This is a genomic window from Acinetobacter sp. MF4642 (assembly GCF_002018925.1).
Classification (GTDB): Bacteria; Pseudomonadota; Gammaproteobacteria; order Pseudomonadales; family Moraxellaceae; genus Acinetobacter; species Acinetobacter johnsonii.
Genome location: NZ_MVON01000001.1, coordinates 132033 through 156042, shown reverse-complemented (window position 1 = coordinate 156042; position 24010 = coordinate 132033). Strand labels below are relative to the sequence as shown.

Genomic DNA, 24010 nt, shown 5'->3' with positions numbered 1-24010 from the left:
GTAATTACAGAAGTTATTGACTATGAAAATCGTCATCCTGAATAATGCTGATAATATGAGTCTGTATCAATCCGTTACAATCTAATCAAAACCACTAAAACCCTTACAAAACAAAACTTACACTCTATTTTAGTCTTTTTTATTCTATTTTAATCCTCAATAAAAACGGGTATCTTAACGGGTAACATATTTCTATTAACAAGATACCCGTATGCTCACAGATGCAAAAGTCAGAACTTTAAAATCACTAGAAAAATCTTACCGAATACTTGATGCTGAACGTTTATATATTGAAGTGCGCCCGACTGGTAAAAAAATTTGGCGATTCAAATTTGTCTTACATGGAAAAGAAGGGACTATTAGTTTTGGCGAATACCCTGCAGTATCACTTCAGGATGCTCGTAAGCTTAAAGACGAGGCTAAAGCTAAACTTGCTAAAGGCTTGAACCCTGTTGAAGAAAAGAAAAAAGATAGAATTGAAAAAGAATTGGCTGTTAACAATACATTTAAGGCCATTGCTCAAGAATATGTTCAAGAGAGAATGAAGTACAAATCAGAGGACTATATCGGCCGTTTTAATAATTCTATGGAAAAGGATGTCTACAAAGCCATTGGCAATAAGCCAATCAATGACGTTAGCTCTGCAGATATCTTATCCATTATGAAGAACACTGTTCAACGTGTATTAAGTCAAGGGAAGCATGGCACTGGTGAGTCTGCTGCCAACCTTAATCGTAGATTCATTGGTTTAGTTATGCGCTATGCAATTGTGACTTTACGCGCTGATAACGATCCCACATACGCGGTAAGGGAGGCCATTGAATCCCCTGAGGTAGAACATGCTCGACCACTTGAAAAGCATGAGAAGAATGCACTACGACAAAATATTGATAGTTATGGAGGTTCTACAACCGTTAAGAATGCATGTTTGGCAATGCTTTACTCTATGCTCAGGACTGTTGAAATAAGAAAAATGGAATGGAGTTTTGTAGATTTTGAAGAGAAGATTATCAAATTTCCTAAAGCCTCTAGACGATTAAAGCAAGAACGAACAATGAAGAAAAATCGAGTTCATATCGTTCCCATTTCCAATCAATTACTTAATATTTTGAATGAACAATATGCTTTTACTAAAGATCAAAAATATGTATTCCCTTCCCCGCAAAAAAGAGACTGCATGATCTCTAGAACTACTCTAAACAAAATGCTTACATATATTGGCTTAAATCAAGTAACAGCTCATGACTTTAGGGCTACAGCCTCAACTGAATTAAATGGCCTTGGCTATAATACTGACTGGATTGAAACACAACTAGCCCATGCCGAAGTAAATAAGACCCGCGCTTCATATAACCATGCGAAATATTTGACTGATCGTAGAAAGATGCTTCAGGATTGGGCAAATATTGTAGATAGCTGGAGCACATGAATTATGAAAATATCAGATATAACACCCAACTAACTACCTAATGCACTAGATAAGTAATGAAAGTAAAATCGGTTCTAGTGATTGATTGGGAGTTATTTGGAAAGCTAATCGAAAAAGAAAAAATTAACATATCTCCCTCGGTCTCAAGATGGAGTGCGTTTTATACTGGCTTTGGTGTAAACGATCAAAAAATTGTATATTACTGAATATTTCTCTCATGTGCGCAAACTTTGAAGCGATCAGAAAGAATCGCGCATTCTTGCTAGACCTTCCTGAACCAGATCAATTAGAATTCCCTAAAGACATATTTCCGAACTCCCCCTCACCTTTGATCTTTTCCAATGACGTCAAGATCAAATAGATATCAGTTGATTTTGGAATGATTCTCAAATGGGCAAAAGAAAAAATTTTTGGAAAGTACACATATAATGCCTGGACAGAGATGGTTGCTGAGAAACCCAGTTTTAGAGAAGCTCGGCACAAGTCTCAATTTGGTTTAATCCATTTCGAAACCATCTTTGAACCCCAATACATTAATGGGAAATCGCACTCGAATGAGCTGTTTCAAGAAGGAATTTAGTTTAAAAAGTGCTGTATGATTTTAATATGTATCGAGAACAAGGCTGCATACAACCTGGCCTTGCTTACTAATGTTGAATCGATAGAACGAAATGAAAAGCTACAGCTTGCTGTGAAAGGTGTCAAAGAAAGGTTTAGGTTGACAACAAAAATGTTTAACACTAGAGGGATTGCCAGTTCCTCCTTATTAAAACAACGTGGAAAGGTGCTAAGGTTATTAGAAAATTAGGCCCTAATTTATTGATTTATATATAATCCTTTAAAAAATTAGGACACAACTCTAAATATGAAAAGCTTTTTAATCTCTGGGGCTTTCGCACTCTCACTATTTTCCACCTTAGCGAATGCGGAATACTATAAAGTTTACATTAAAAGAGACGACAGCAACATCTACATGGATACCCAAGCAAAACTAATTATTAAAACTAAATATTGCTATGAATATATTTATGGAGAGGAAGCTATTTTGATTTACGATAAATATTCATACTCAAATCAGTTAATTTTTAAAAATGGTGAAAAGTGTGACGTTGACTGGATTGCGGTCATTCAATAAATCAGTTTTACCTCCTTTTTCTCAATTCACACACTGCACACAAACTAGGACATGTACCTTTGTCGAAATCGAATATGCTGCACAGCCTGATAGCAGTTGGGTGGCCGCTTTTTGTTTTTCTGGAAGTAGTCGTCTGCTTACACATGGTACGCTTATTAAAAAACCACCCTAAGGTGGTTAAAATATCTAGAAATAATTATTATGAGTTCTATTTTATTATTAGAACTTATTATTCATCAGTAATTTTTTCCTTAGATGGCTCTCTGAAATACTTATAAATTTCATACTCATAATTAACATCATCTAACAAAGTATGTTTGCTGGATTTTTTACTTTGTTTCATAACAATGGATAAAGGAATCTGGTCTTTCTTACTCTCATCAATAGTAATATGTTGTATGAAACCTGCTAACCATAACAGAAACTCATCTTCATTTGAGATTCGAGGAATTAGGGTTAAATCCAACCTTTTAATACCGTCAATTTTATTCTCATCATCAAAAATGGTCGCACAAATTTCATGATCAACTTTTAAATTACTTGAGTGGGTATACTCTCTAACTTTGAGGATTATCAATGTGAAAAGGCCTTTTTGATCCCTTTCAATACCAACCTCTTCCTTAATGTCTTTTATGACTTTTTCAGCCAAAGCTAGATATTGTGGCATGATAATTTCCTTTATATAAATCATACCTAAACTATTATGTGAATACATAATCAATAATTAATTACTCGTTTGTTACGTAAATGAAACTTCCAGTAAATATTGTAAATTCACAATTACACTAAAATTTAACCAGTTTACATATTCTATCCATATTGTGATGTAGTTATATCTTGCAATAAAAAACCACCCGAAGGTGGTTTAACTAAACATCATTGACATCTGTCCAAACTCATAAATGAGTAATGTGAGACCAAATGCTGAGGCTGAAAATACGAGTACTTCTTGCGAGGTCATATCCATCTCCTTCTATTGTTCTATTTAATGCTCTAGTCATTAAGAATGCATTTGACTCTAAATGCAAACAATTATCACAAATTCTAGGGATAGACATGTAAGAGGTTTTATAAAAGTAACTGTGACGTTGATTAAGTGTATAAAGTTGTATAACAACATTTCATAAGAGAGAAAAAACCTCCGCGAATAATAGATATCGAACAGGGTCTTTTATGTCTGATCCATTTAAAAAAATAGAGGCTTAGAACTCTCTTAAGATGGATTGCTTAAAAAATTTACGCATCTGTCTATGTCTTCTAGTGAGACCTAGTACCTCTTTGCGCTTAATAATTTCATCTTCAGTAAAAGGCAGATGATTGATAAGCTCCTCAATCGCCATAACACTATTTTCAATTAAGAAAATATCCTGCTCGGTTGTCCAATTTGAGGTTATATGCTCAGATTTTTTAGGCAGTCTTTTCATAAAAAGAAATTATACCTAATCATGAGGACTTTTAAATTTCTTCAAGCACTCTCGGCATACACAAATTTCTTTATGGTCATTTGTGTAATCAATCTCTCTAGCTCCATGAAGGCCAAATATACACATTAATAATCTGATCATCTTATTCCTCCTTTAAGTACCTAAAAAGTATATGTCTTAGGCATCTATATTTATATGAATCCCTGTAAGACAGCATTTCGAACAACTTTATCGAAGTTTGAATGAAATGAATTTTCAGTAGTGTGACTCTTTAACAATAAACAGAAACTTGCTACCGCACCTATGCTCACCAAAGTTAAGAATTTCATCTTTAATTCCATCCATGTAGAACTTTTGATTCAAACATATCACTGTGATTTGTATTTATCTAACCGCCTTATGATGAATTACTGTTCATAATGTAACCACATTATTATTTATGTAATTGAATTTGTTAAACAATGAAACAATTCCTATTAAATTACACTGATTTATTACAACTTATAAATTTAAAGCTTTATGTGCCCATTTCAGAAATTTATCTTTATCGTTGAAATTAGGGACATTCAATAAATTGATATAGGAAACTTCACCAAAGTTTCCTGAGATTTTATTTGATTCAAGAATTGTAAAATCTTCTTCTCGCCCTACATGTACTTCCCGAAAAAACTCCGTAACTTTCCGATCAAGGTTTAGTGAGGTAAACGCCTCTCTTTCAACTAAAAAGTCATAGATCTGGCTAATCACATGTAGTTCAAATTTTCTATTCATTTTTTCCGTTCTCATAATTATTTTAACAATTGGTTCAATTTAAACTAATTTCTTTTACGGATAAAGACAATAAAAAACTTACTATCAGGGACAGTTAAATAGATTTTCGCTTAGTCTTTGCCAGTAAGATCTCTATACGTTGAGTAACTTCCAATAATTTAAGCTCAGCATCACGCCAAAAATAATAGACGTCACCATGTATGACATACATTTGCTTAATGTAGTTTGCTGCTTTTGTCTTGTTTACTTTTTTAGCATTAAAACATGGTTTATCAAGCACTATTACCCTGCCATCTAAATCACCACCGATATAAATATTCATTTCTATTCTTCTTGTTGTAAGTAATGATTAAAATATATCACAACAAAAAAGCGCAATTATTTGAACGCACTTTATCGACTAAGCATCTGATAAAAAATTAAAATTTATACCAATACGATTTAAGTTAAGCTCCTATTAAAAAAGCCCTACATTTCTGTAAGGCTTTCCCCTTGGTCTTTTGCGCCGAAACAAGGAATCGTTGTTTTTATTTACAACAAAATAATTAAATCATTAATCGAATAAAAAATGAAGAAAAAAAACCTGCAACTTAGGGAAGGTGCAGGTATAAACTGATATTAACTATCATGGAGAACTTAATACCAACTAATATACTTGGTTTATATTGAGACCTCATTCACATTTTATTCCAAATTATCTAGCAACAAAAAATCCCATCAAATGATGAGCTTTTTACGGTAATTAAGTGAATTTCCATATGTACGTCCACTATAGCAGAAATATGCCATATACCTTGATCAGGGTCAAGTGAGCATATTCTCAATTTGCACTTCTGGCTTTGCTTTAATACTATTCATCTAAGCACTTCAAATAATTGATCTAATGTCTGAACCTCAGTTTTCTCTCAGTGATTATCTATCAACCGTACAGGAAGTAATTCAAATTACTTTCAATGAGCCTGTATGGGTGAAAGCTGAGATCCGTAATCTAAATATTAAGGGCGGACATTACTATCTTGAGTTAGCTGAAAAGGATGAAAGTACCGACAAAGTTATAGCGAGTTGTAAAGGAACCATCTGGAAATTTACAGCTCAGAAAATGGTGCTTAAGTTTGAAAGGGAAAGCGGTGTAGAGCTTTCAAAAGATTTAAATGTCCTGGTAAAAGTCAGAGCCAAGTTTGATCCACAGTATGGCTTTTCAGTTAATGTTGAAGATATTGATTCAAGCTATACCCTTGGAGACATTGCACGGCGTTATCAACAAATATTAGAAAGACTAACCACTGAAGGTCTGTTAAATAAAAATAAGCTCATTCCTACTCCGTTTGATATTCAGAATGTCCTGGTAATTGCTCCTGAGAATGCGGCAGGTTTAGGTGACTTCAAAAAAGATGCTGATGCTTTAGAAAAATCTGGTGTATGTCATTTCAAATACTATTCAGCCACATTTCAAGGGAACACGGCAGCAAAGAGTATCATCACTTCTCTAAGTAATGGTCTGAGACAATGGGCTACTGATTTCAATACGCCACCCGATCTCATCGTGATTATCCGTGGTGGCGGTGCTGTGAACGACCTTGCCTATTTAAATGATTTCGAACTGGCAGCATTGTTGGCCAAACGAACCGTTCCGATTTGGGTCGGTATTGGTCACGAGAAAGACCGTACGATATTGGATGAAGTTGCAAACCGTTCATTTGACACACCAAGTAAGGTAATTGGTGGTATTCGTAATCTTATCGCTGAACGGACTCAGGGTGTCTTAGATTCATTCCAAACCATTAAGCTATTATCCCAACATCAAATCACGACGTACCAAAGCCAAAATGATCAATACATGAGAGTGATTAAGACGCTTGCGCATGGGCAAATTAATGAAGCAAATAAGAGCGTAGATTTGATGCGAAGCACCCTACATTACTTAGCCCAGCAACAGATCAAACTGGCAATGAATCAAGTCGAATCGCTGATGCGTGAAACCCTAATCCAGAATCCGCGAAACGTGATGGCTAAAGGCTATGGAATAGTTCGTAGTGAAGGGAAAGCTATTCGCTCTATTCAACAGATTTCAGGTGATAACATCCAGGTCGAATTACAGGATGGTACCATTCAAGCAAATGTAACGAAGGTAATTGGTAATGAGTAAAAAAGAACTCTCTTTCAAGGAAGGCTATGGAGTCCTTAAAAAGAATGCCGAGCTATTGGAGTCACACGAAGAGCCAGACATCGACAATTTAATGAAAATCGTTGAAGAGTCTATGGTGGCATACAAAGCCTGTAAAACACGTGTTGATGCTGTACAACAAGCTTTGAATGAGACATTTAAGGAATAATAAGTTAATAATTTGGATGGATGTGTTCGAATAAGTTTAATTTCAACCATGTTTGCCTTTGGGAGGAGTCTACCATTAAGTTGTAAGATCAAAACCAATCGAGATATTTCCTCGATTTATTAAAGCTCGGTTATTGGGGGACCAATTCACTGTACGATAGATTTTAGGTACAGGCTTCTTCATTTGGAATTTATATTGTTGAAAAATATTCAAGAAGAAATTTATGCAATAAAGCGACTTCAACTTATACATCTTTGTGTAACAAAGCCATAATAAATATAAAAAATGAATTCTTATTAAACATGTAAGAAAGGTTTACGATGTATTATAAGCATTAATAATGTAAATTACGTTCTGCTTGTGTTTGCTTATTGACAACTTAAGTATTATAAAAAAAATTTCGATCTATAATAAAATATAATCGCAATATGAGATATTAAAAATTGAGAGACATAATAGATAAATCAATTTCACAATTAGAATACTTGAACTCTTTATTAAGAGATAAGCTTAGCTCAAATTACAATAAGCCATGTCTATTTTTAGATATAGATGGCACTTTATCTGATTTTCAATTAAATCCTATCGATAGTTATATTCCGACTAAGACTTTAAATATTTTAAGACAAATTATTTCAAAGAAGATTCCTGTTATAGCTGTGACTGGACGAGATATTGATTCTGCACGTAAATTATTTGAATCCATTGATCTTCCAATTGCCGCATTGCATGGATTAGAAATATATATAGGAAATGAAAAAAAATTACATACACCAAAGAGTTTCTTAGAAATTTCAAATATTTACAAAATTTTAGCTCGAGCATGTATCGCCTATCCAAGTTTACTGATTGAAAACAAGAAATCATCAATTGCGTTGCATTATAGGAAAGCTCCAGAGCTCGAAGATATAGCAAAAAAAATAATGTTAGAAGCTCAAAAGATATTCCCCAACCTAAGATTAATTCAAGGGAAATTCGTTTATGAATTAATACCCGCTCAAGCCAATAAAGGCTTGGCAATCAAGGAAGTTTTAGCTCATTTAAACCAGTATGAGGTTTACACACCAATTTTCATTGGTGATGACGTTACGGACGAAGATGGTTTTTATTTTGTGAATCAGTTGGAAGATGGCATCTCAATCAAAGTCGGTCAAGGGCTTACCCATGCCAAATACCAGCTTAAAGACACAAAGCAAGTATATGATTTTTTAGAATTATTTTTAGACCATATTCGAAACCATGATAACAATTTTAAGGGTAACAACAACTTAGATGGAGAGAAAACATGTCTAAATTAATTATTTTATCGAATCGAGTCACTATTCCCAACGGGCAAAAAACTACCGCAGGTGGGCTTGCAGTCGCTATACAAGATGCATTAGATGATATTGGTGGTATATGGCTCGGATGGAATGGCGAACGAGTTCATAAGCAAGAGGAAGTACATTTTAATATTTTTCGGAAGGATAAAGTTGATTATGTCACCTGCCCTTTAACAAATTCTCAATATTCAGATTATTATGCAGGGTTTGCCAACAATTCACTTTGGCCTGCCATGCATTATCGTTCAGACCTGATTGAGTTTAAAACATCAGAATACGAAGGATATCAAAAAGTAAATTCTTTATTCGCTCAAAAACTTGCCGAAATTGCAGATCCAGACGATACCATTTGGGTTCATGATTATCATTTTTTAAGTGTGGCGAAATATTGCCGTGAACTCGGTATGCAGAATAAAATTGGATTTTTCCTGCACATTCCTTTTGCACCTTTATTTATCTGGCAAAAAATTCCATGTGCTCAACAATTGATTGAGGATCTATGCCAATACGATGTGGTGGGTCTACAAACAGATAAAGATCAAAAAGTGTGTATGCAAGTATGCACATCTTTATTGAACGCACAGAAAATTCAACAAACTTTGTTAAGCTACCATCAACGTTTAACCATAATTAAATGCTACCCAATTGGTGTAAATCCAACAGCGATTCAAAAAGCGGCCCATAAGTTTATTGATGTACAAGACTTCCTTACCCGCCCAGTAGAGCTGAATGCTGCAAAAACCATTATCGGCGTAGATCGGATTGATTATTCAAAAGGTTTACTGGAACGCTTTTTGTCCTATGCAGAGTTCTTAGAGAAATATCCTGAGTATCAGCAGCATATTCAACATTTACAAATTGCTTGCCCATGTCGTTTGGAAGTTCCAGCTTATCAACGTTTATTTGAGCGTTTCAAGATTAAGATCGAGATGATTAATCAGGAATTTGCAAAGGAAGAGTGGCAACCCGTGGAATGTATTTATGATGCAATAAAACATCATCATTTGATGCAAATCTATCGTCAAGCCGATGTGTGCTGGATCAGTTCAATACGAGACGGGATGAATCTGGTCGCGAAAGAATATATTGCCGCGCAAAATCCATCAAATCCTGGTGTACTTATTCTATCCAAATATGCAGGTGCTGCAGAGCATATGTCAGAAGCACTACTGGTTGATCCTACCGATAAAACGGCAATGGTCGATGTTTTAAAAACAGCACTGGAAATGCCACGACAAGAACGTATTTCACGCTACAAACAACTAATGAAAGGTTTAAAAGATTTTGATATTAATGACTGGCGCAATGCATTTCTTAACGACTTACAGAACAAAACCGCTATGCAGGATTTCAGATTCCTGGGAATGCGTAACGTTAACCCTATTTATCAAAATTTATAGTACTTCGATTTGTAAGGAACTGGCAGTATCCAGATATTGCCAGTTCAATTCACTATGATGCTTATTTCACATAAGTAAACCGATTTAAAGCCACAATCAATAATAATAGACCCGATAGTGCCATAAACACTGTACTTAGGCCAATCAGCTCACTCACCATTCCAATGAAAGCAGGTCCAACCAGAATACCCGTATAAGCCATGGTCGAAACACAAGACAATGCAACTGCGCTCGGCATCACCGTCTGACGTCCAGCACGGGAAAACATGATCGGGACGATGTTAGAACAACCTGTCCCAACCAGTGTATAACCCACTAAAACCAGCCACCAATAAGGCGCGATACTGACCAAAGCTAAACCTAAAGTTGCACAAATCGCGCTATAGGTTAAAAGCTTTTTTTCACCAAAATAACGGATCAGATAATGCCCCGTAAAACGTCCTGTGGTCATGGCAATCGCGAAGAAGGTATACGCCAATCCCGCAAAAGTGGTATTAACTCCATATTGTTGCGTTAAATAAATACCACTCCAGTCCATCGCCGCGCCTTCCACCATGAAAATGATGAAGCAGGCAATACCAATTAATATAATCAAAGGTTGTGGCAGGCGCTGGCGTATCGACTTTTTCACTTTCGAAGATGCTTCAAGACTGGTATTTTCTACAGCTTTTATGCTGTATGGCACTGAAAGAAAAATAATAATTACCAACAGTAAACTCACAGCAAATGCGCTCATAACAGCCGAAATACTTAAAGCAAGCAATGCAGTAATCGTCAGTACCCCAGCTAATCCGCCTAGACTCGCCATACCATGAAAGCCAGACATCAATGATTTTAAGCTATTTTTCTCAACCACTACGGCCTGAATATTGAGTGCAACGCCCAGACTTCCTGCTGCTGTACCAAATAAGAATAAGGTGATCGCCATCATTAACGGCGTGGTCCATAAGCTTAGGCTTGGCAATAAAACGGCAAGCAAGAGTAAAGCGAAACCGATCGGCACACGACAACCAACACGCTGAACAATTTTACCTGTTGCAGGCATAGCTAGCATTGCACCTAAGCCGCTGCATAATAGCAACAAACCAAAATCGGCATGATTAAAATGTAAACGTTGCTGGGCAAAAGGAATCAGCGGCGCCCATGCAGCCGTGGCGAAACCAAGACCGAAAAAGCTAAAACGAGTTGAAAGACGTTGAGCACTTAATTGAATTTCAGGATCAATAAGAGCAGTTCTGGAAAAAAGGATCATTTAATACCATCCACACAAATTAACTCAGAGCGTCCATCTCGGATAAATCGCCATAGAAAAACCCCTGCTAATCTATAGAGAAGTTCTATAAATCCACAGAGGCTTTTATGACGAAATTATACACAAAACCAATCTAAAAACAGTATTTTTTACAAAAATAAAATTTATATATATCAATAACTTATTATTAATTATCCAAATAAAATTAAAGCATTTATTTTTAACACTTTTTCTTCTTAGCTTTTCAATTTAATTAGGCAAAGATATGAATTTACTTAAATTTTGTAAAGATGACAGAATTAAATAGCTCATTTATAAAGCTGAATAATATATGTCACCCGCTAAAGCTGTGGATTAACTTTCTCTCTCGAATTAGGTCAATTTTATAAATGTTTTAAAAAGTACGATAAACCTTCAGGTGCACGTCCATTTAATCGACTGCTAGTGGTGACGCGAACCAAATTGCTCCAAGTGATTTTGCAACATTGCTTAATAAATTTTTCAATTAATGAGACATCCTCATGACAAGGAATAGGTTCAAAGCCTCCCGCCTGAATATAGGCTTCGGCACTAAAGCTTAAATTCGCCCCATGTATATGTTGATGATCCATCATGTCTTGATAATGCGTCAGATATTTTTGCTGTTGTTGTATTGATAAGTGACTAAGATCATCCAGTATAACGATTCCACAAATAGCATCTGTTGGCTGATGTCGCATTTGGCATAGTAACCAATCTGGATCTACAATTGTATCAGCATCCGTGCAAGCGACCCATGTAACTCCTTGATCGATTAGCTGCCTAATGCCAAGGTCTCTGGCCTTGCCCACACAAGCAAAATTACATTCAAGCCAATTCATTTGATGTGACTTTACAATCATGAGGGACTGGTCAGTACAACTGTCTAAAACCACTAGAATCTCGACCTGACCGTGACCTATATGCTGTATAGCGTGTTTAATTGACTGCAAACAAGCGGATAAATTCTGTTCCTCATTATGGGCTGGGATAACAATACCTATTTTCATACTAAGCCCTGTTGTTTTGCCAAAGATGAAGGATTTACCGTCCAGATATCAATGATGAAATCTGGATCATTCAGACTTAAATAATGAGTGAACAACAAAGATTGTTTTAAATAATGATGGACTTGATAAGCATCTAGTTCAAAATCCTGAATGGCGTGACGCCAGTGACAACACAGGATTTCACCTTGTGGCGTTAAACTGTCTTGGAGCTGATCGATCAGTTCATGCAGTTCATTGCTTGATAAGTAATAGGCCACTTCACTGATGACAATCAGATCAAATTTCTGTTCAGGAAAATATTCAGGAATTTTTTGGTGTTGAACGCTCACATGCTTCAAATTCTGTAAACGTTTAGCGGCCCAATGAACAGCATGTTCAGAAAAATCTAGACATAAAAGCTGATCAGCGCGTTTGGCTAAATGTACACTTAAATGGCCATTGGAACAGCCGATTTCCAACACTGATGAATAACGCTGTTGAGTAAGCAATGCCAAACAAATCTGCCTTTTACGAGCTTCATACCAATGTAAATCATAGCCCCAAGGGTCATTATTGTGATGATATAAGGCTTCGAAATATTGATTAGAATCATTCACAAAGATAAACCTCCCAAGGCATTAACAAACGTTCGATGATTGCTGGAGATAAAATCGCAGCATTGCCTGTACTTTCATCAGCTTCAATCTGACTCTTAAACTGCATGATGGCCTGACGTTTTTTGATTAATTGGGCCTGAGTTAAGTTGTAAGCTCTAGCCTTTTGCCAGTGGATACGCGGATCTAGTGGTCGCGCCCAATGCCAAGCCCAGATCAGCACGTGTAAATATGATATGTCATGAGCTAGAGCAAATGCCTGTACAGTCTTTCCTACCGCTTCATGATCTGGATGCCCATCCAGTGCATAGCTACAAATTAAAATATCTTCCGCTTTAACCAACTTGTCTAATTCTTGCCACAGATGTTCCCTGTGCAAATGAATCTGCCCGTCTGGTAAATTTAATGCAATACGTTGAACATATTCAGAAATATCTAGACACTGTAAAGCCGCTAAGCTTTCTTGTGGGCGAATTTGATCTAATTGATCTGGGCTGTATTTGGTTGAATGTGGATGGCTTTGTGTCCCATTACTGACGGCAACGATCACCAACTGACAATTCAACATAATTAATTGTTGCATCAAGCCGCCACACCCCAGTATCTCATCATCTGGATGGGGTGCGACAATCAAGATTCTTTTAGATTGAAATTTTTTAAAATTGAGTAGAGAAAGCGGCTGCTGCTCAAATGCATGCAGCCATTGTTCTCGGGAGGTCCCTTGCCCTTCAATAATACGATCTTCGACTAAAGCATGTTTTAGAGCTGCCATGATATTTGCTCCTGTAAACATCGTTCAGCAATTTGCTCATCATCGAATGCCGCATGACTTTGCCGAATAAATACAGGTAAATCAGCCATTAGGCTGGCAAAAGTTGCTTGTTCACAAAAAGGCCGTGCTCCAAGCGCTTTTCCTACCCCTTCAATAACCTCCAAACAGCTTTGTTCTGCCTGCGCACGCAAGATCCGTACATCCCGTTCATGGCTAAGCTTGGGTTGGCTATCAATCAGTTGCGCGATATATTGGAAATATTGTCGGGTTACAGCAAGTCGAGTTACCAACCGCCCTAAATACATTTTCTTAAAAGGATTAGGGGTTTTAAGGCAACTTTGTTGTAGCTCATCCACTAACCGTACCGCGGCACCGTACCAGCAAGCTGCAACACCCGCAGCACCATGCCAAAAACCAACCCGATCAAGGTAGTCATTGGCATGACCAATGAGTTTGACTGCTATCCCCTGAAAATTGACTCTTGCGGTCTGTGTTCCCTGCATGCCTATAGCTTGCCAGTGAGCCAGATCAATGGTGATCAAGGATTGGTTGAGGTCAATAATGCAGAGCTGAGATTGCCCCTGTTGATCTTTAAAACTGATTAATGCTTTATGAATAAATTCAGCGCCTGAACACCACGGCTTAATTCCATGACAAAGCCCATTTTCGACCTGTAACGGCACGGGTCCACCATCGGCAGCCCAAACAGCCCATGTCTCCTCATTGATTTCATGATGATAACCGAGTTCATGCAAAATACTTAAAGCATCAAAATGGGACTCAAAAAGCTTTGCTAAACTTAGGTCAAAGCCAGCTATCTGGGCCAAAATTTGCCAGCGTTGATAGGTTTGTCCCGAAGCAGGGTCAGGCAATCGTCCAACAGAATGAATCAACTGTTTCAACACAATCGGACGTTGACTTAGCTTTTCTTCAGCTGAATACTGCTCAAAGCGATTTAATATGTCTAAAGTTGAGCCTTTTATAAATATTTTTCTATTCATTCTTAAAATTTTAATTCAAATGAGTTTATTTAAATAATAATTGAAATAATCTGTTTAGTTAAATAGATAAATTGTAATGAAAAGATAATTATTCGTAATTATTTAACTATTTATTTCTTTTGTTTCATTGTTAACTAAATAGTAGGTTTATGTGAATCTATAAAATCATCATGTAAGGATTATTTAAAATCCAACAATTATGATGAAATAAGCAGTAGCTTAAAGGCTTCTGTGTTGTAATGTTTATAAAAGAGGTTTAAGAAATGAGTACTTTAAATATTCAAGATATTAAAAAACATTCAGATGTAATTGCTTCTTGTGGTACCAAAGTCGGAACAGTTGATCATCTCGAAGGTGATAGCCAACTCAAACTGACGCGTGATGAAAATGATCAGCATCATCTGATCCCAACGGCATGGATTGGTGAGGTCAAAGATGACAAAGTAGTTCTGATTAAAAATTCAGAAGAAGTTAAGCAACAATGGCAAGCTATTTAAATTATCGTAAAATAAAGAGTACGGCTAGACTTTGATCGTACTCTTTATTTCTTTGTAAGTAATTTCAAAAAAGCCCTAATCCTTCGCAATGTCCGTTTGAGTCATAGGTATTTCATTTCATACTTGTAAAAAATAGCTAGATGCAATCTATTTGTCATAGACTACATCTATTCTGTATAAATTAATAAGTTAGCCTACTCTTATTTAAAATTACTGCCTAAGAATGGGAAAATATACTCAACTACTTTTTGCGTAGCCCATAAACCAATCTCTTGGTGATGTTGATGTGGAGCTAAATATGGCATCAATTTGCTAATTTTATGCCCAGTATTTGTAGATATCTGAATTTGCTGCTGTAACAGCGATAATTCTTTTTCTGACAAATAACTAAAATCATTTAGTTCTATAAAGTTTTTTATATATTCTGAATTTACTGGATTAATGCGTCTACTTAAATTAGCACCAGCAATCCAATCATAAATAAAAGTTTTTTCTGCAGCAGAGAAAACTCCAAACATTTTCCCATCTTCTTCATTGATCAGCTTCCAAAATCGGCTATGTTCTGGATCTTCGTTAAGCTTAATCCATCCTATTTTTATTAGCTCACTAATGAATTCCTCAACCTGATCTTCTTCTGATAGCCATGAATTTACAGACTTATTATTAAACTTGCATTTCTCATTATGCATGTGCTTTCCAACCAAAGCTTTGCTCTTGAAAATTTCCAGAACCACTCGCTCAGTATTTAGGTTCTTTATTATTTGAACTGAGCTAACTCCCCGATTATTCAATAAAAAGCCTATCTTTAATTTACGAATAAATTCGGATTGATTTGGGTAGCGTTTGGCTAAACATTTAATCGCATTTGTAGCTAATTGAGCATGCCCATTATCAAAGTTATCAATTGTAATGTGTAGGTTAAAATATTTGGAATCAATACCTAACTCTTTAAGTTCATAATTTGTAATCAGTAAATGAAGTGGTAGTTGTTCGTATCCAAAATTAAAACCTGCAATCTCGGGTATAAAATCTGATGGAGCATAAGCTAAAGCTAATTGTATTGCTGACTGGTGATAATATTCATCAGGCAAATTCATTGAAAATTGATGAAGACCAAGTGATAGAAGTAATTTATTGAAAAGTTTTACATGGTTACTTTGACTGGAACCTAACCCCAACTCCTCAACATATATCTGTATAAAGTCTCTAAAAGCTGGATCATTCCAGTACTGTGTAAAGCTATAAAGCCAAGCCCCGTCTACACGTTTGGTCGGTGCTACTTTGTATAAAAACTCATAAGCTTTACTTGTAGTTCCAAAAAACTCCCTTGCACTCCCATTTTCACGCCTTTCTAAGTACTCTTTGTAATGCAAGCATTGTGTTTTATTTTGTTTCTGCATCCAGACTGCCAATTGATCAACATTAGTAGGAAAATCAGAGAAATCACTATCCAAATGAAGTATTTCGTTTTCTAGGAAATGAAAAGCTTTCAACTCTTTTGCAGAACGCGACACTGATGGATCTAAGAAAAATTGTGTTATTTCAAAATATTTCTGATGGGCATCGGTTATTAAATTTAAAATTCTCTCTTTTACTGCAGTAGGCATTATAATTCTCTCGCGGTAAATAACTTATACCAACATAATTGACACTTGCACTTAATTAATTAACAACTTTGAAAAGAAACGTTAACAAATGTAATCCTTTAGTTTATTTATTTTAAAATACAAAAATTTAAGTAAATAATTATAATATTTGAAATAAAGAAACATTTCACAATCTGTGATATAAATCACACTCATTGGAATTAAAAAAATTATGGTGTTTAAAATTAGTAAAAAGCATTATATCTAATTTATAAAATTTTTAACTTTATTTATTGAAAGTACAAGCACCGTTATTATTCCTTTCGTTATTTCATTGATCCAACACAGATTTTTATTTTTTCAAATTCAAAAAAATCAATAAATTACAAACACAAATCCAATCAAAAAGATATAAATCTGAATTAAGAATAAAATTTAACATTGTTAGCCTTTTGTAAAAAACAAAATATATATTTCCATTTATTATCAACACCTAAACCTTTAAAACAAACACAATTTAACTCAAAAATTAAAATGTAACACCTCTGATGTTTTTTAAAACACAAATTATGATATTAATAATAAATCTACTGATTAATTAATGTAGATTAATTCTAATCTTATGAGGTTCAGTAAAATGACTAATCAAAATCAACAGCAGAAAAATCAGCAACAGCAGCAGCCAAATCAACCGCAAAAAAAGCCAGATCAGCAACAACAGCAACAGCAACCAGACCAACCACAAAAAAATCCGAATCAGCAAAAACAACCGAACCAAAACCAGAAAAATGACCAACACGCTCAACAGAAATAATAGTTTTTCATGTTGAATAATATTATTAAATTCTTAAACTCATTCATTAATTAAATCCAACTATGAATTTTTTTTGAATTCTTAGTTGGATAGAATTGGAGTTCATTATGACTATCAATGACCATCAAGACGAAAACCCAATCAAGCATGATTGGCGTACAGATTATTCAAACCGCCCATATTACGGCGATATCCAACGAGAACTTCCTGATGTAGATTATGACCGTGATCTTCGTTCAGCCTATGAATTAGGTCAGCATGCCCGAAATGAGCGTGGTACTGATGCACGATTTGAGGATTCAGAAAGTGATCTAAAAGTAAAATGGGAAGAACTAAAGGCTGAATCACGCTTAAAGTGGGAACAAGCCAAACATGCGATTAAAGATGCATGGGACAAAATGTAAGCCAATATAATGATAATGAGCCTTTTAGGCTCATTATCAGCACATCTAAATAATAATTAAATAGGTGTAAAATGGACTTTATAAAAATACTATTAGCTGATACTACATTTACTTTTGCAGCAGAAATTGTACTTCGTAGTGTCTTGATGTACTTCCTGATTATCTTAGTTTTAAGATTTTCTGGTAAACGTGGTGTTAGGCAACTTTCCATCTTTGAAATCGCAATTATTCTTAGTTTAGGATCTGCTGCTGGCGATGCTATGTTCTATGAAGAAGTTCCTATCATTCATGCTGTCATCGTTTTTGCAGTAATTATGGCTTTGTATCGCTTAACAACTTACTTAATGATGAAATCCGATGCTTTTGAGACCGTATTGGAAGGTCGACCTATATACATCGTCAAAAATGGTTTACTGATTGTTGAGGATATTAAGCAAGAAAAGTATTCATATGATGAGTTCTTTGCTGAAATGCGCCAAAAGAAGATAGAGCATCTTGGACAAGTTAAAATGGCACTGCTTGAGACTGATGGCTGCCTAAGCGTGATCCCATATTCTAAAGAAAATATAAAATGGGGCCTTCCTCTATTTCCCGATGAATACCAAATCGCAGATCATCACAATGTAGATCACTTTTATTCTTGTATGTTGTGTGGTCAAACCCAACATTTAAATCATTTAAATGAAGAATGCCCACGCTGTCAAAATACCAAATGGGCTAAATCCTGTTTGTATTGCGAGGAATATCAAAATTAATAAGCTTTTGTTTTGACTTAGATTAATTCAATATTATTTAAAATGAAAAGTTTAAGCGAACAAAAAATACACATTTCTTTACCTTACTCAAAGCGTAAATACTTAAAGTTTATATGGGTATCTTTGATCCAAAAAAGAGTTTTCTTGCAAGTAACTCATATTCGATTGTAGATAACCTATTAAATTGTATAAGCACAAAATATCCGTCAACAAATAAGCCATTAACTTACGTGAAAATAAATACTTATTTTCATAAAACGTTATAAAGCAAATGTATAAGAGAATGTGATATGAAAGAACCAAATACACCAAAAATCGACCAGCTTTCTGAGGAAGCATACGTGGATCCTATAGGTAAAACTCTTACCACTTCTTTAGGTGTTCCCGTAGCTGATAATCAAAATAGTCTAAAAATTAATGAGAAAGGCCCTACTCTTCTCGAGGACTTTCTTCTAAGGGATAAACTTATTCATTTTGATCGTGAGCGTATTCCAGAACGTGTTGTACATGCTCGGGGGGTCGGTGCTCATGGTTACTTTCAAGCTTATACCGGTAATGAAAAATGGACTAAAGCTAAGTTCCTAACGGACACAAATAATCAAACCCCTATCTTTGTCCGTATTTCTACAGTTCAAGGTGGGCGAGGTTCGGCTGATGTCGTTCGAGATGTACGAGGTTTTTCTATAAAATTTTATACTGAAGAAGGAAATTATGATTTGGTGGGGAATAATATCCCTGTCTTCTTCATTCAGGATGCTATTAAATTTCCGGACTTTGTTCATGCAGTAAAACCAGAAGATGCCAATGAAGTTCCAACTGGTCAATCTGCCCATGATACTTTCTGGGATTTTATTTCTTTAAACACCGAAGCATCACATATGACTACTTGGATAATGTCTGATAGAGCAATTCCAAGAAATCTACGATCTATACAAGGTTTTGGTGTTCATACATTTAGATTGATTAATAAGAATAATGAAGCATTCTTAGTGAAATTCCATTGGACTCCAAAGCAAGGGGTAGCTCAAGTCGTCTGGGATGAAGCCCTAAAAATTAATGGCAAAGATCCCGATTTTCACAGACGTGATCTGTGGGATGCTATTGAGCGTGGCAATTACCCGGAATGGGAATTAGGCGCACAAATTTTCTCTGAAGAAGATGCAAAACAATGGGACTTTGATGTCTTAGATGCTACAAAATTAATCCCAGAAGAACTTGTACCTGTCACTCCACTAGGTAAATTTGTTTTAAACAAAAATACAGATGATTTTTTCGCAGAAACAGAACAAGTTGCTTTTAGTCCTGCAAATATTGTCTCAGGTATAGATTTTAGTAACGATCCCCTTTTACAAGGACGGCTGTTTAGCTATACGGATACTCACTTACACAGACTAGGTACGGTAAATTTTAATCAAATTCCAATTAACAAACCCGTTTGTCCTTTTCATACGAATAGACGAGGTGGTTATGCTAATCACGAAGTTTATAAAGGAAAGGCAAATTATGAACCTAATTCTGTTGATGAAAATTGGCCAAGAGAATCACCTAATGACAGTGGTGCCTTCAAGACACATCCTGAAGAAGTACAAGGCAGCAAACTAAGAGTTCGACCAGAAAGTTTCGCTGATCATTTCTCGCAAGCCACAATGCACTACCATAGTTTGGAAAAACATGAACAACAGCATATTAAGGATGCATATTCTTTTGAATTATCTAAGGTTAAATCGGAAGATATCCGCAGACGTGTAGTTTACGCTGTCTTAGCTAATATTGACTTGGACTTAGCTGAATATGTTGCGAAAGAGTTAGGTATTAAAACTCCCCCTAAACAGCAAGATAGTCTGCACCAACCCGTAATTGCATCTTCGAAAAGATTAAGTACCTCATCTTTTCCTGCATCTGACATTAAACAGCGAAAAATTGCCTTGCTCGTTCATGACGGTGTAAATGCATCATCAATAGATGATATTAAAATATGGGCTGAAGCAGAAAAAGCTATTGTGGAAACTTTAGCACCGAACGCAGCCCCTGTTAAATCTTGTGATGGCAATGAAATACCAGTAGATGGAAGACAAAATGGCGAGCCTTCAGTGACTTATGATGCCGTAATCGTGATTGATGGGAATAATTTAGAAGTATTTAAGGCTGATGGAGTTTCTAAACATTATGTATTAGAGACATATAAACATCTCAAGCCCATTGTTTTCCTGGGTGATAAATGCGCTTTAATAGATGAGTTTCAGCTCACGAAGGATGCAGCTCTATTCTCTACTCAAAATTTTAAAGAGATCCAAGATCAATTCAAACAAGCTATTCAAAATCACCGTTTGTGGGATAGAGAAAAAGTTGTCGCAGCTATTCCAGCATGAATTTATTTGAGATTAAAAGTAGTGTAAGCATTTGATTTCAAAAAGCCCTTGTCGAGGGCTTTTTGATCTACTTCTGCTCTTTAAGCGGGTTCTCGGGCTCTTCATTAGGTTTTTTCTGAGGATCCGGATTCTGATAGGTTTTCTGATCACCCTTGTCATCGTTTGATTCTTTTTGAGGATTGGACTCTTGCGTTTGTTTATTAGTCATAGCGATTCCATCACCAGTATAGCTTATATAAATAAATATGACTTGTAGAGCTGAGTATCAATTATAGATATGTAAAACTCACTGTTTTTAGGTTTAATACTGCAAATTCTTATGTGAGCACTGCGTTGACGATACTAAATTGTTTTGAAATCATTTTATTCTTAGTTGGGTTATTATTTGAGCGATGATTACAAAGAATAAAAAGGGATAAGTCTATGTGCGCAAACTTCGAAGCGATCAGAAAGAATCGTGCATTTCTACTAGATCTCCCTGAGCCTGATCAATTGGAGTTCCCTGAAGACATTTTTCCGAACTATCCTTCACCGTTGATCTTTTCCAATGACGGCAAGATCGAATGGAGATCCGTTAATTTTGGAATTATTCCTAAGTGGGCCAAGGAAAAAAGCTTCGGTAAGTACACATACAATGCCCGGACTGAAACAGTAGCTGAGAAGCCCAGTTTTAGGGAAGCTTGGCACAAGTCACAATTTGGCCTAATTCCTGTCGAAACTATCTTTGAACCCAAATACATCGATGGGAAGTCACACTGGTATGGCATTGCACGTGAGGATGGTATGCCCTTTACCGTGGCCGCGATATATGAGAATGCCATCATCGATGGAGAGCAAATACGCTCAATGAGCATGCTCACTATCAATGCTGATAAACACCCTTTCATGAAGCAATTCCATAAGCCTAAAGATGAGAAGCGTTCGATCATCGTAATCCCTGATGAATACCGCGAAGAATGGCTGAATTGCAGCTTTAAAGAGGCTCATGAGTTCTTCTTTGAAATGCAAGATGAGTACATCACTTTCCCTAAATCCCGCTTATCCGAAAATGATGCTCAACCTAATTTAATTTGAACGCCCATTGATTATCCACAGCTTTTAAATTTGAATTTTCATTTGCCACCGACTATCCTAAAAAAAGAGTTCAGTTCCAAACACGCCTCGTAGCGTAGGAGTCAAACATGTCAAAGAAACTACCGATCTATTTCTCGGATGACGTCTGGTCATTCCTTCAAAAACTTATGGGCCCTGATGGTGCTCCAAGTCCTACAATCAATGCTGTCTTTGAAAAAATACAAAAAGAGCATGAGCTAGGGTCTAAGTTTGATCTTAAAGAAATTTCAATCAAAACTCGCCTCGAAATTCCTTCTGCATTGGAACGGTTTTCTGCTGGTCCTGCTTTTGGTACCAAAGACCATATCGACAAGTCGATCGACTTAAATGACTTCCTCATCTTCAATCCAATATCCACTTTTATGGGACGGGTTGATAGTGAGTCTATGCTTTACGCTGGCTTTGAAATTGATGACCCTTTTTTGGTCGATAAGAGCATTACAGCACAACATAGAGATATCGTTTTAGCCCTCATCGATGAGCGTGAAATAACACTTAAGCGGTTAATGATGACTGCTAAGATGTCAAAACAAGAAATCAAAGAAATGTTTGGGGATGAAGACTATGAACTTCCCCCTATTTGGCTGAGAGCTGAAAACCCAGCTTACGAGCATATTATTCCTAAAGACAGCCAGTCTATTTCTATTCAAGGGGTTGTGACCTTCAACCTCAAGCAATTTTATAGACGCTCGACCAGCAAATAAGAAGTATAAAAATGAAAGCTGAAAATCGTATATTCGCGTTAGTGGACGTGAATAACTGCTACGTCAGTTGTGAGCGTATTTTTAATCCGTCCCTCAATAATCGTCCAGTCATTGTTCTCTCGAGTAATGATGGTTGTGCCGTGGCACGCTCCCAAGAAGCCAAAGACATTGGTATTAAAATGGGTGTACCGGTATTCCAGATTCAAGACATCATCAAGAAGCACGACGTGCAAGTGTTCTCCAGCAACTTTGCGCTGTATGGGGCCATGTCTCGTCGTTTTATGACTTTACTGGGTATGTATGTTGCACCAGGAGAGCAAGAGATTTATTCAGTTGATGAATGCTTCTTGGATCTCACCAGCTACGAGCACTTATTTGATTTAACCGACTATGCCCAAGATATTCGTAAGACTGCTTGGCAGTGGCTTACTTTACCCTGCTGCGTAGGTATTGGCCGCTCAAAAACAGAAGCAAAAATTGCCAATCACCTAGCCAAGAAGAATAAGTTTTTTAATGGGGTATGCAATCTGGTCGATATGGATCCCTGCTCTACTGAAGCCATGCTTGCACAAATCGATGTTGGTGAGGTTTGGGGTGTTGGACGACAGAACAGTAAAAAGCTCCATGCAATGAATATCCGTACCGTTTTGGATTTGGTTCAAGCGCACCCGGCAGAAATTAAAAAGCAGTTCAGCATTGTCATGGAAAAGACTGTACGTGAGCTGAATGGGATCTCATGTATTGATCTAGAGAGTGATGCCCCTGCTAAAAAGCAAATCATCAGCAGCCAGTCTTATGGCCAACCTATTTATGACATTGAAAATATCAAATCTTCAGTGCGTTTATATGTGCAAAGAGCTGTCTCAAGGCTTCGAGATGACATGTCCCTATGCAAGATGATTGGGGTGTTTATTCAAACTGGTCGCTTTGATAAATGTGCAAAATACACACCTTACGTGATTATGCAGCTGCCCGAGCACTCCGATGATGTTTTAGAGATTACCCGCATAGCAATGCAGGCAATTGATGAGGTATTCAAACCCGGCTTTAAGTATAAAAAGGCAGGCATCATCCTGATGGAGATTATCCCTAAAGCAAAATTCTCCCCTGACCTATTTACCGATTATTCGCTACAGATTAAGCGAGCCAAGCTCTCCAACGCCTTAGATCACATCACCCACAAGTATGGCAAGAACACGCTGTCGTTGGGCTTGTGCGGGCGTAAAGATGAGCACTGGCAAATGAATCAAGAACGTAAATCGCCAAACTATTTAACAGAATGGAATGAACTCTTTAGAGTGAGATAAG

The 24010-nt window shown here is 36.4% G+C and carries 25 protein-coding genes and 1 pseudogene; 14 read left to right on the top strand and 12 right to left on the bottom strand.

What is annotated here, in order from left to right:
• The first annotated feature begins 211 nt into the window (after positions 1 to 211).
• Together MF4642_RS00790 and MF4642_RS00780 are read left to right on the top strand one after the other, a co-directional pair.
• Positions 212 to 1429: a tyrosine-type recombinase/integrase gene (locus MF4642_RS00790; protein ID WP_078424976.1), complete on the top strand. Its 1218-nt coding sequence runs from the start codon at positions 212 to 214 to the stop codon at positions 1427 to 1429.
• Between the two features lie 865 nt (positions 1430 to 2294).
• Positions 2295 to 2564: a hypothetical protein gene (locus tag MF4642_RS00780; protein ID WP_004984979.1), complete on the top strand. Its 270-nt coding sequence runs from the start codon at positions 2295 to 2297 to the stop codon at positions 2562 to 2564.
• Positions 2565 to 2793: 229 nt separating this feature from the next.
• Here the strand turns inward: MF4642_RS00780 and MF4642_RS00775 are convergent, their stop codons facing one another.
• The 4 genes from MF4642_RS00775 to MF4642_RS00760 form a co-directional block, all read right to left on the bottom strand.
• Entirely contained in the window at positions 2794 to 3231 is a 438-nt protein-coding gene (locus tag MF4642_RS00775) for a hypothetical protein (RefSeq protein WP_078424975.1), read from the bottom strand.
• Between the two features lie 535 nt (positions 3232 to 3766).
• Positions 3767 to 3988 carry an acyl-CoA thioesterase gene (locus MF4642_RS00770; RefSeq protein ID WP_078424974.1) on the bottom strand — a complete coding sequence of 74 codons (222 nt, stop codon included), beginning with the start codon at positions 3986 to 3988 and terminating at the stop codon, positions 3767 to 3769.
• Positions 3989 to 4489: 501 nt separating this feature from the next.
• Complete coding sequence (locus tag MF4642_RS00765) at positions 4490 to 4759, bottom strand: hypothetical protein (RefSeq protein ID WP_004984984.1); 270 nt, start codon at positions 4757 to 4759, stop codon at positions 4490 to 4492.
• Positions 4760 to 4853: 94 nt separating this feature from the next.
• Positions 4854 to 5081, bottom strand: coding sequence for a hypothetical protein (locus MF4642_RS00760; protein ID WP_004984985.1), 228 nt, complete (start codon positions 5079 to 5081; stop codon positions 4854 to 4856).
• A 561-nt stretch (positions 5082 to 5642) separates the two neighbouring features.
• Here MF4642_RS00760 and xseA point away from each other — a divergent pair.
• A complete protein-coding gene (xseA, locus tag MF4642_RS00755) occupies positions 5643 to 6905 on the top strand; it encodes an exodeoxyribonuclease VII large subunit (RefSeq protein WP_078424973.1) in 1263 nt (420 codons plus the stop codon).
• The gene (gene xseB, locus MF4642_RS00750; RefSeq protein WP_078424972.1) at positions 6898 to 7092 is read left to right on the top strand and encodes an exodeoxyribonuclease VII small subunit; all 195 of its coding nucleotides are present in this window, start codon (positions 6898 to 6900) and stop codon (positions 7090 to 7092) included. Before xseA ends, xseB begins: the two co-directional genes overlap by 8 nt.
• A gap of 78 nt (positions 7093 to 7170) precedes the next feature.
• Here xseB and MF4642_RS16605 read toward each other — a convergent pair.
• Positions 7171 to 7275 (bottom strand): annotated as a pseudogene (locus MF4642_RS16605) (IS5/IS1182 family transposase); the annotation flags it as partial.
• Positions 7276 to 7535: 260 nt separating this feature from the next.
• Here MF4642_RS16605 and otsB point away from each other — a divergent pair.
• Positions 7536 to 8390 (top strand): trehalose-phosphatase, encoded by an 855-nt coding sequence (gene otsB / locus MF4642_RS00740; RefSeq protein WP_078424971.1) that lies wholly within the window; start codon positions 7536 to 7538, stop codon positions 8388 to 8390.
• A complete protein-coding gene (locus MF4642_RS00735; protein ID WP_078424970.1) occupies positions 8378 to 9814 on the top strand; it encodes a trehalose-6-phosphate synthase in 1437 nt (478 codons plus the stop codon). The genes otsB and MF4642_RS00735 overlap by 13 nt, the downstream gene beginning before the upstream one ends.
• A gap of 61 nt (positions 9815 to 9875) precedes the next feature.
• Here MF4642_RS00735 and MF4642_RS00730 read toward each other — a convergent pair whose 3' ends face one another.
• The 5 genes from MF4642_RS00730 to MF4642_RS00710 form a co-directional block, all read right to left on the bottom strand.
• Positions 9876 to 11066 carry an MFS transporter gene (locus MF4642_RS00730; protein WP_078424969.1) on the bottom strand — a complete coding sequence of 397 codons (1191 nt, stop codon included), beginning with the start codon at positions 11064 to 11066 and terminating at the stop codon, positions 9876 to 9878.
• A gap of 383 nt (positions 11067 to 11449) precedes the next feature.
• Positions 11450 to 12094: a glycosyltransferase gene (locus MF4642_RS00725; protein WP_004638728.1), complete on the bottom strand. Its 645-nt coding sequence runs from the start codon at positions 12092 to 12094 to the stop codon at positions 11450 to 11452.
• Complete coding sequence (locus tag MF4642_RS00720) at positions 12091 to 12690, bottom strand: class I SAM-dependent methyltransferase (RefSeq protein WP_078424968.1); 600 nt, start codon at positions 12688 to 12690, stop codon at positions 12091 to 12093. The genes MF4642_RS00725 and MF4642_RS00720 overlap by 4 nt, the downstream gene beginning before the upstream one ends.
• The gene (locus MF4642_RS00715) at positions 12683 to 13459 is read right to left on the bottom strand and encodes a PIG-L deacetylase family protein (RefSeq protein WP_078424967.1); all 777 of its coding nucleotides are present in this window, start codon (positions 13457 to 13459) and stop codon (positions 12683 to 12685) included. Before MF4642_RS00715 ends, MF4642_RS00720 begins: the two co-directional genes overlap by 8 nt.
• Positions 13447 to 14460: an acyl-CoA/acyl-ACP dehydrogenase gene (locus tag MF4642_RS00710; RefSeq protein ID WP_078424966.1), complete on the bottom strand. Its 1014-nt coding sequence runs from the start codon at positions 14458 to 14460 to the stop codon at positions 13447 to 13449. The genes MF4642_RS00715 and MF4642_RS00710 overlap by 13 nt, the downstream gene beginning before the upstream one ends.
• Before the next feature lie 263 nt (positions 14461 to 14723).
• Here MF4642_RS00710 and MF4642_RS00705 point away from each other — a divergent pair, with 263 nt between their 5' ends.
• Positions 14724 to 14957 carry a DUF2171 domain-containing protein gene (locus tag MF4642_RS00705; protein WP_004772208.1) on the top strand — a complete coding sequence of 78 codons (234 nt, stop codon included), beginning with the start codon at positions 14724 to 14726 and terminating at the stop codon, positions 14955 to 14957.
• A 200-nt stretch (positions 14958 to 15157) separates the two neighbouring features.
• On the opposite strand, the gene MF4642_RS00700 is transcribed toward MF4642_RS00705, so the two are convergent.
• Complete coding sequence (locus tag MF4642_RS00700; RefSeq protein WP_078424965.1) at positions 15158 to 16564, bottom strand: iron-containing redox enzyme family protein; 1407 nt, start codon at positions 16562 to 16564, stop codon at positions 15158 to 15160.
• 616 nt (positions 16565 to 17180) lie between these two features.
• Here MF4642_RS00700 and MF4642_RS16920 point away from each other — a divergent pair.
• From MF4642_RS16920 to MF4642_RS00685, 4 genes are all read left to right on the top strand, one after another.
• Entirely contained in the window at positions 17181 to 17357 is a 177-nt protein-coding gene (locus tag MF4642_RS16920; protein ID WP_004986537.1) for a hypothetical protein, read from the top strand.
• A 107-nt stretch (positions 17358 to 17464) separates the two neighbouring features.
• Positions 17465 to 17761 carry a hypothetical protein gene (locus MF4642_RS00695; protein ID WP_004981674.1) on the top strand — a complete coding sequence of 99 codons (297 nt, stop codon included), beginning with the start codon at positions 17465 to 17467 and terminating at the stop codon, positions 17759 to 17761.
• A gap of 71 nt (positions 17762 to 17832) precedes the next feature.
• Positions 17833 to 18516, top strand: coding sequence for a DUF421 domain-containing protein (locus MF4642_RS00690; RefSeq protein WP_034700360.1), 684 nt, complete (start codon positions 17833 to 17835; stop codon positions 18514 to 18516).
• Between the two features lie 290 nt (positions 18517 to 18806).
• Positions 18807 to 20885, top strand: coding sequence for a catalase (locus MF4642_RS00685; protein ID WP_078424964.1), 2079 nt, complete (start codon positions 18807 to 18809; stop codon positions 20883 to 20885).
• Between the two features lie 67 nt (positions 20886 to 20952).
• Here MF4642_RS00685 and MF4642_RS16915 read toward each other — a convergent pair whose 3' ends face one another.
• A complete protein-coding gene (locus MF4642_RS16915) occupies positions 20953 to 21093 on the bottom strand; it encodes a hypothetical protein (RefSeq protein WP_004981682.1) in 141 nt (46 codons plus the stop codon).
• Positions 21094 to 21308: 215 nt separating this feature from the next.
• Here MF4642_RS16915 and MF4642_RS00680 point away from each other — a divergent pair, with 215 nt between their 5' ends.
• The 3 genes from MF4642_RS00680 (at position 21309) to MF4642_RS00670 (ending at position 24009) form a co-directional block, all read left to right on the top strand.
• Positions 21309 to 21959, top strand: coding sequence for an SOS response-associated peptidase family protein (locus MF4642_RS00680; protein WP_078424963.1), 651 nt, complete (start codon positions 21309 to 21311; stop codon positions 21957 to 21959).
• Between the two features lie 107 nt (positions 21960 to 22066).
• Entirely contained in the window at positions 22067 to 22702 is a 636-nt protein-coding gene (locus MF4642_RS00675; protein ID WP_078424962.1) for a LexA family protein, read from the top strand.
• Positions 22703 to 22713: 11 nt separating this feature from the next.
• Positions 22714 to 24009 (top strand): Y-family DNA polymerase, encoded by a 1296-nt coding sequence (locus tag MF4642_RS00670; protein WP_078424961.1) that lies wholly within the window; start codon positions 22714 to 22716, stop codon positions 24007 to 24009.
• The last annotated feature ends 1 nt before the right edge of the window (position 24010 follow it).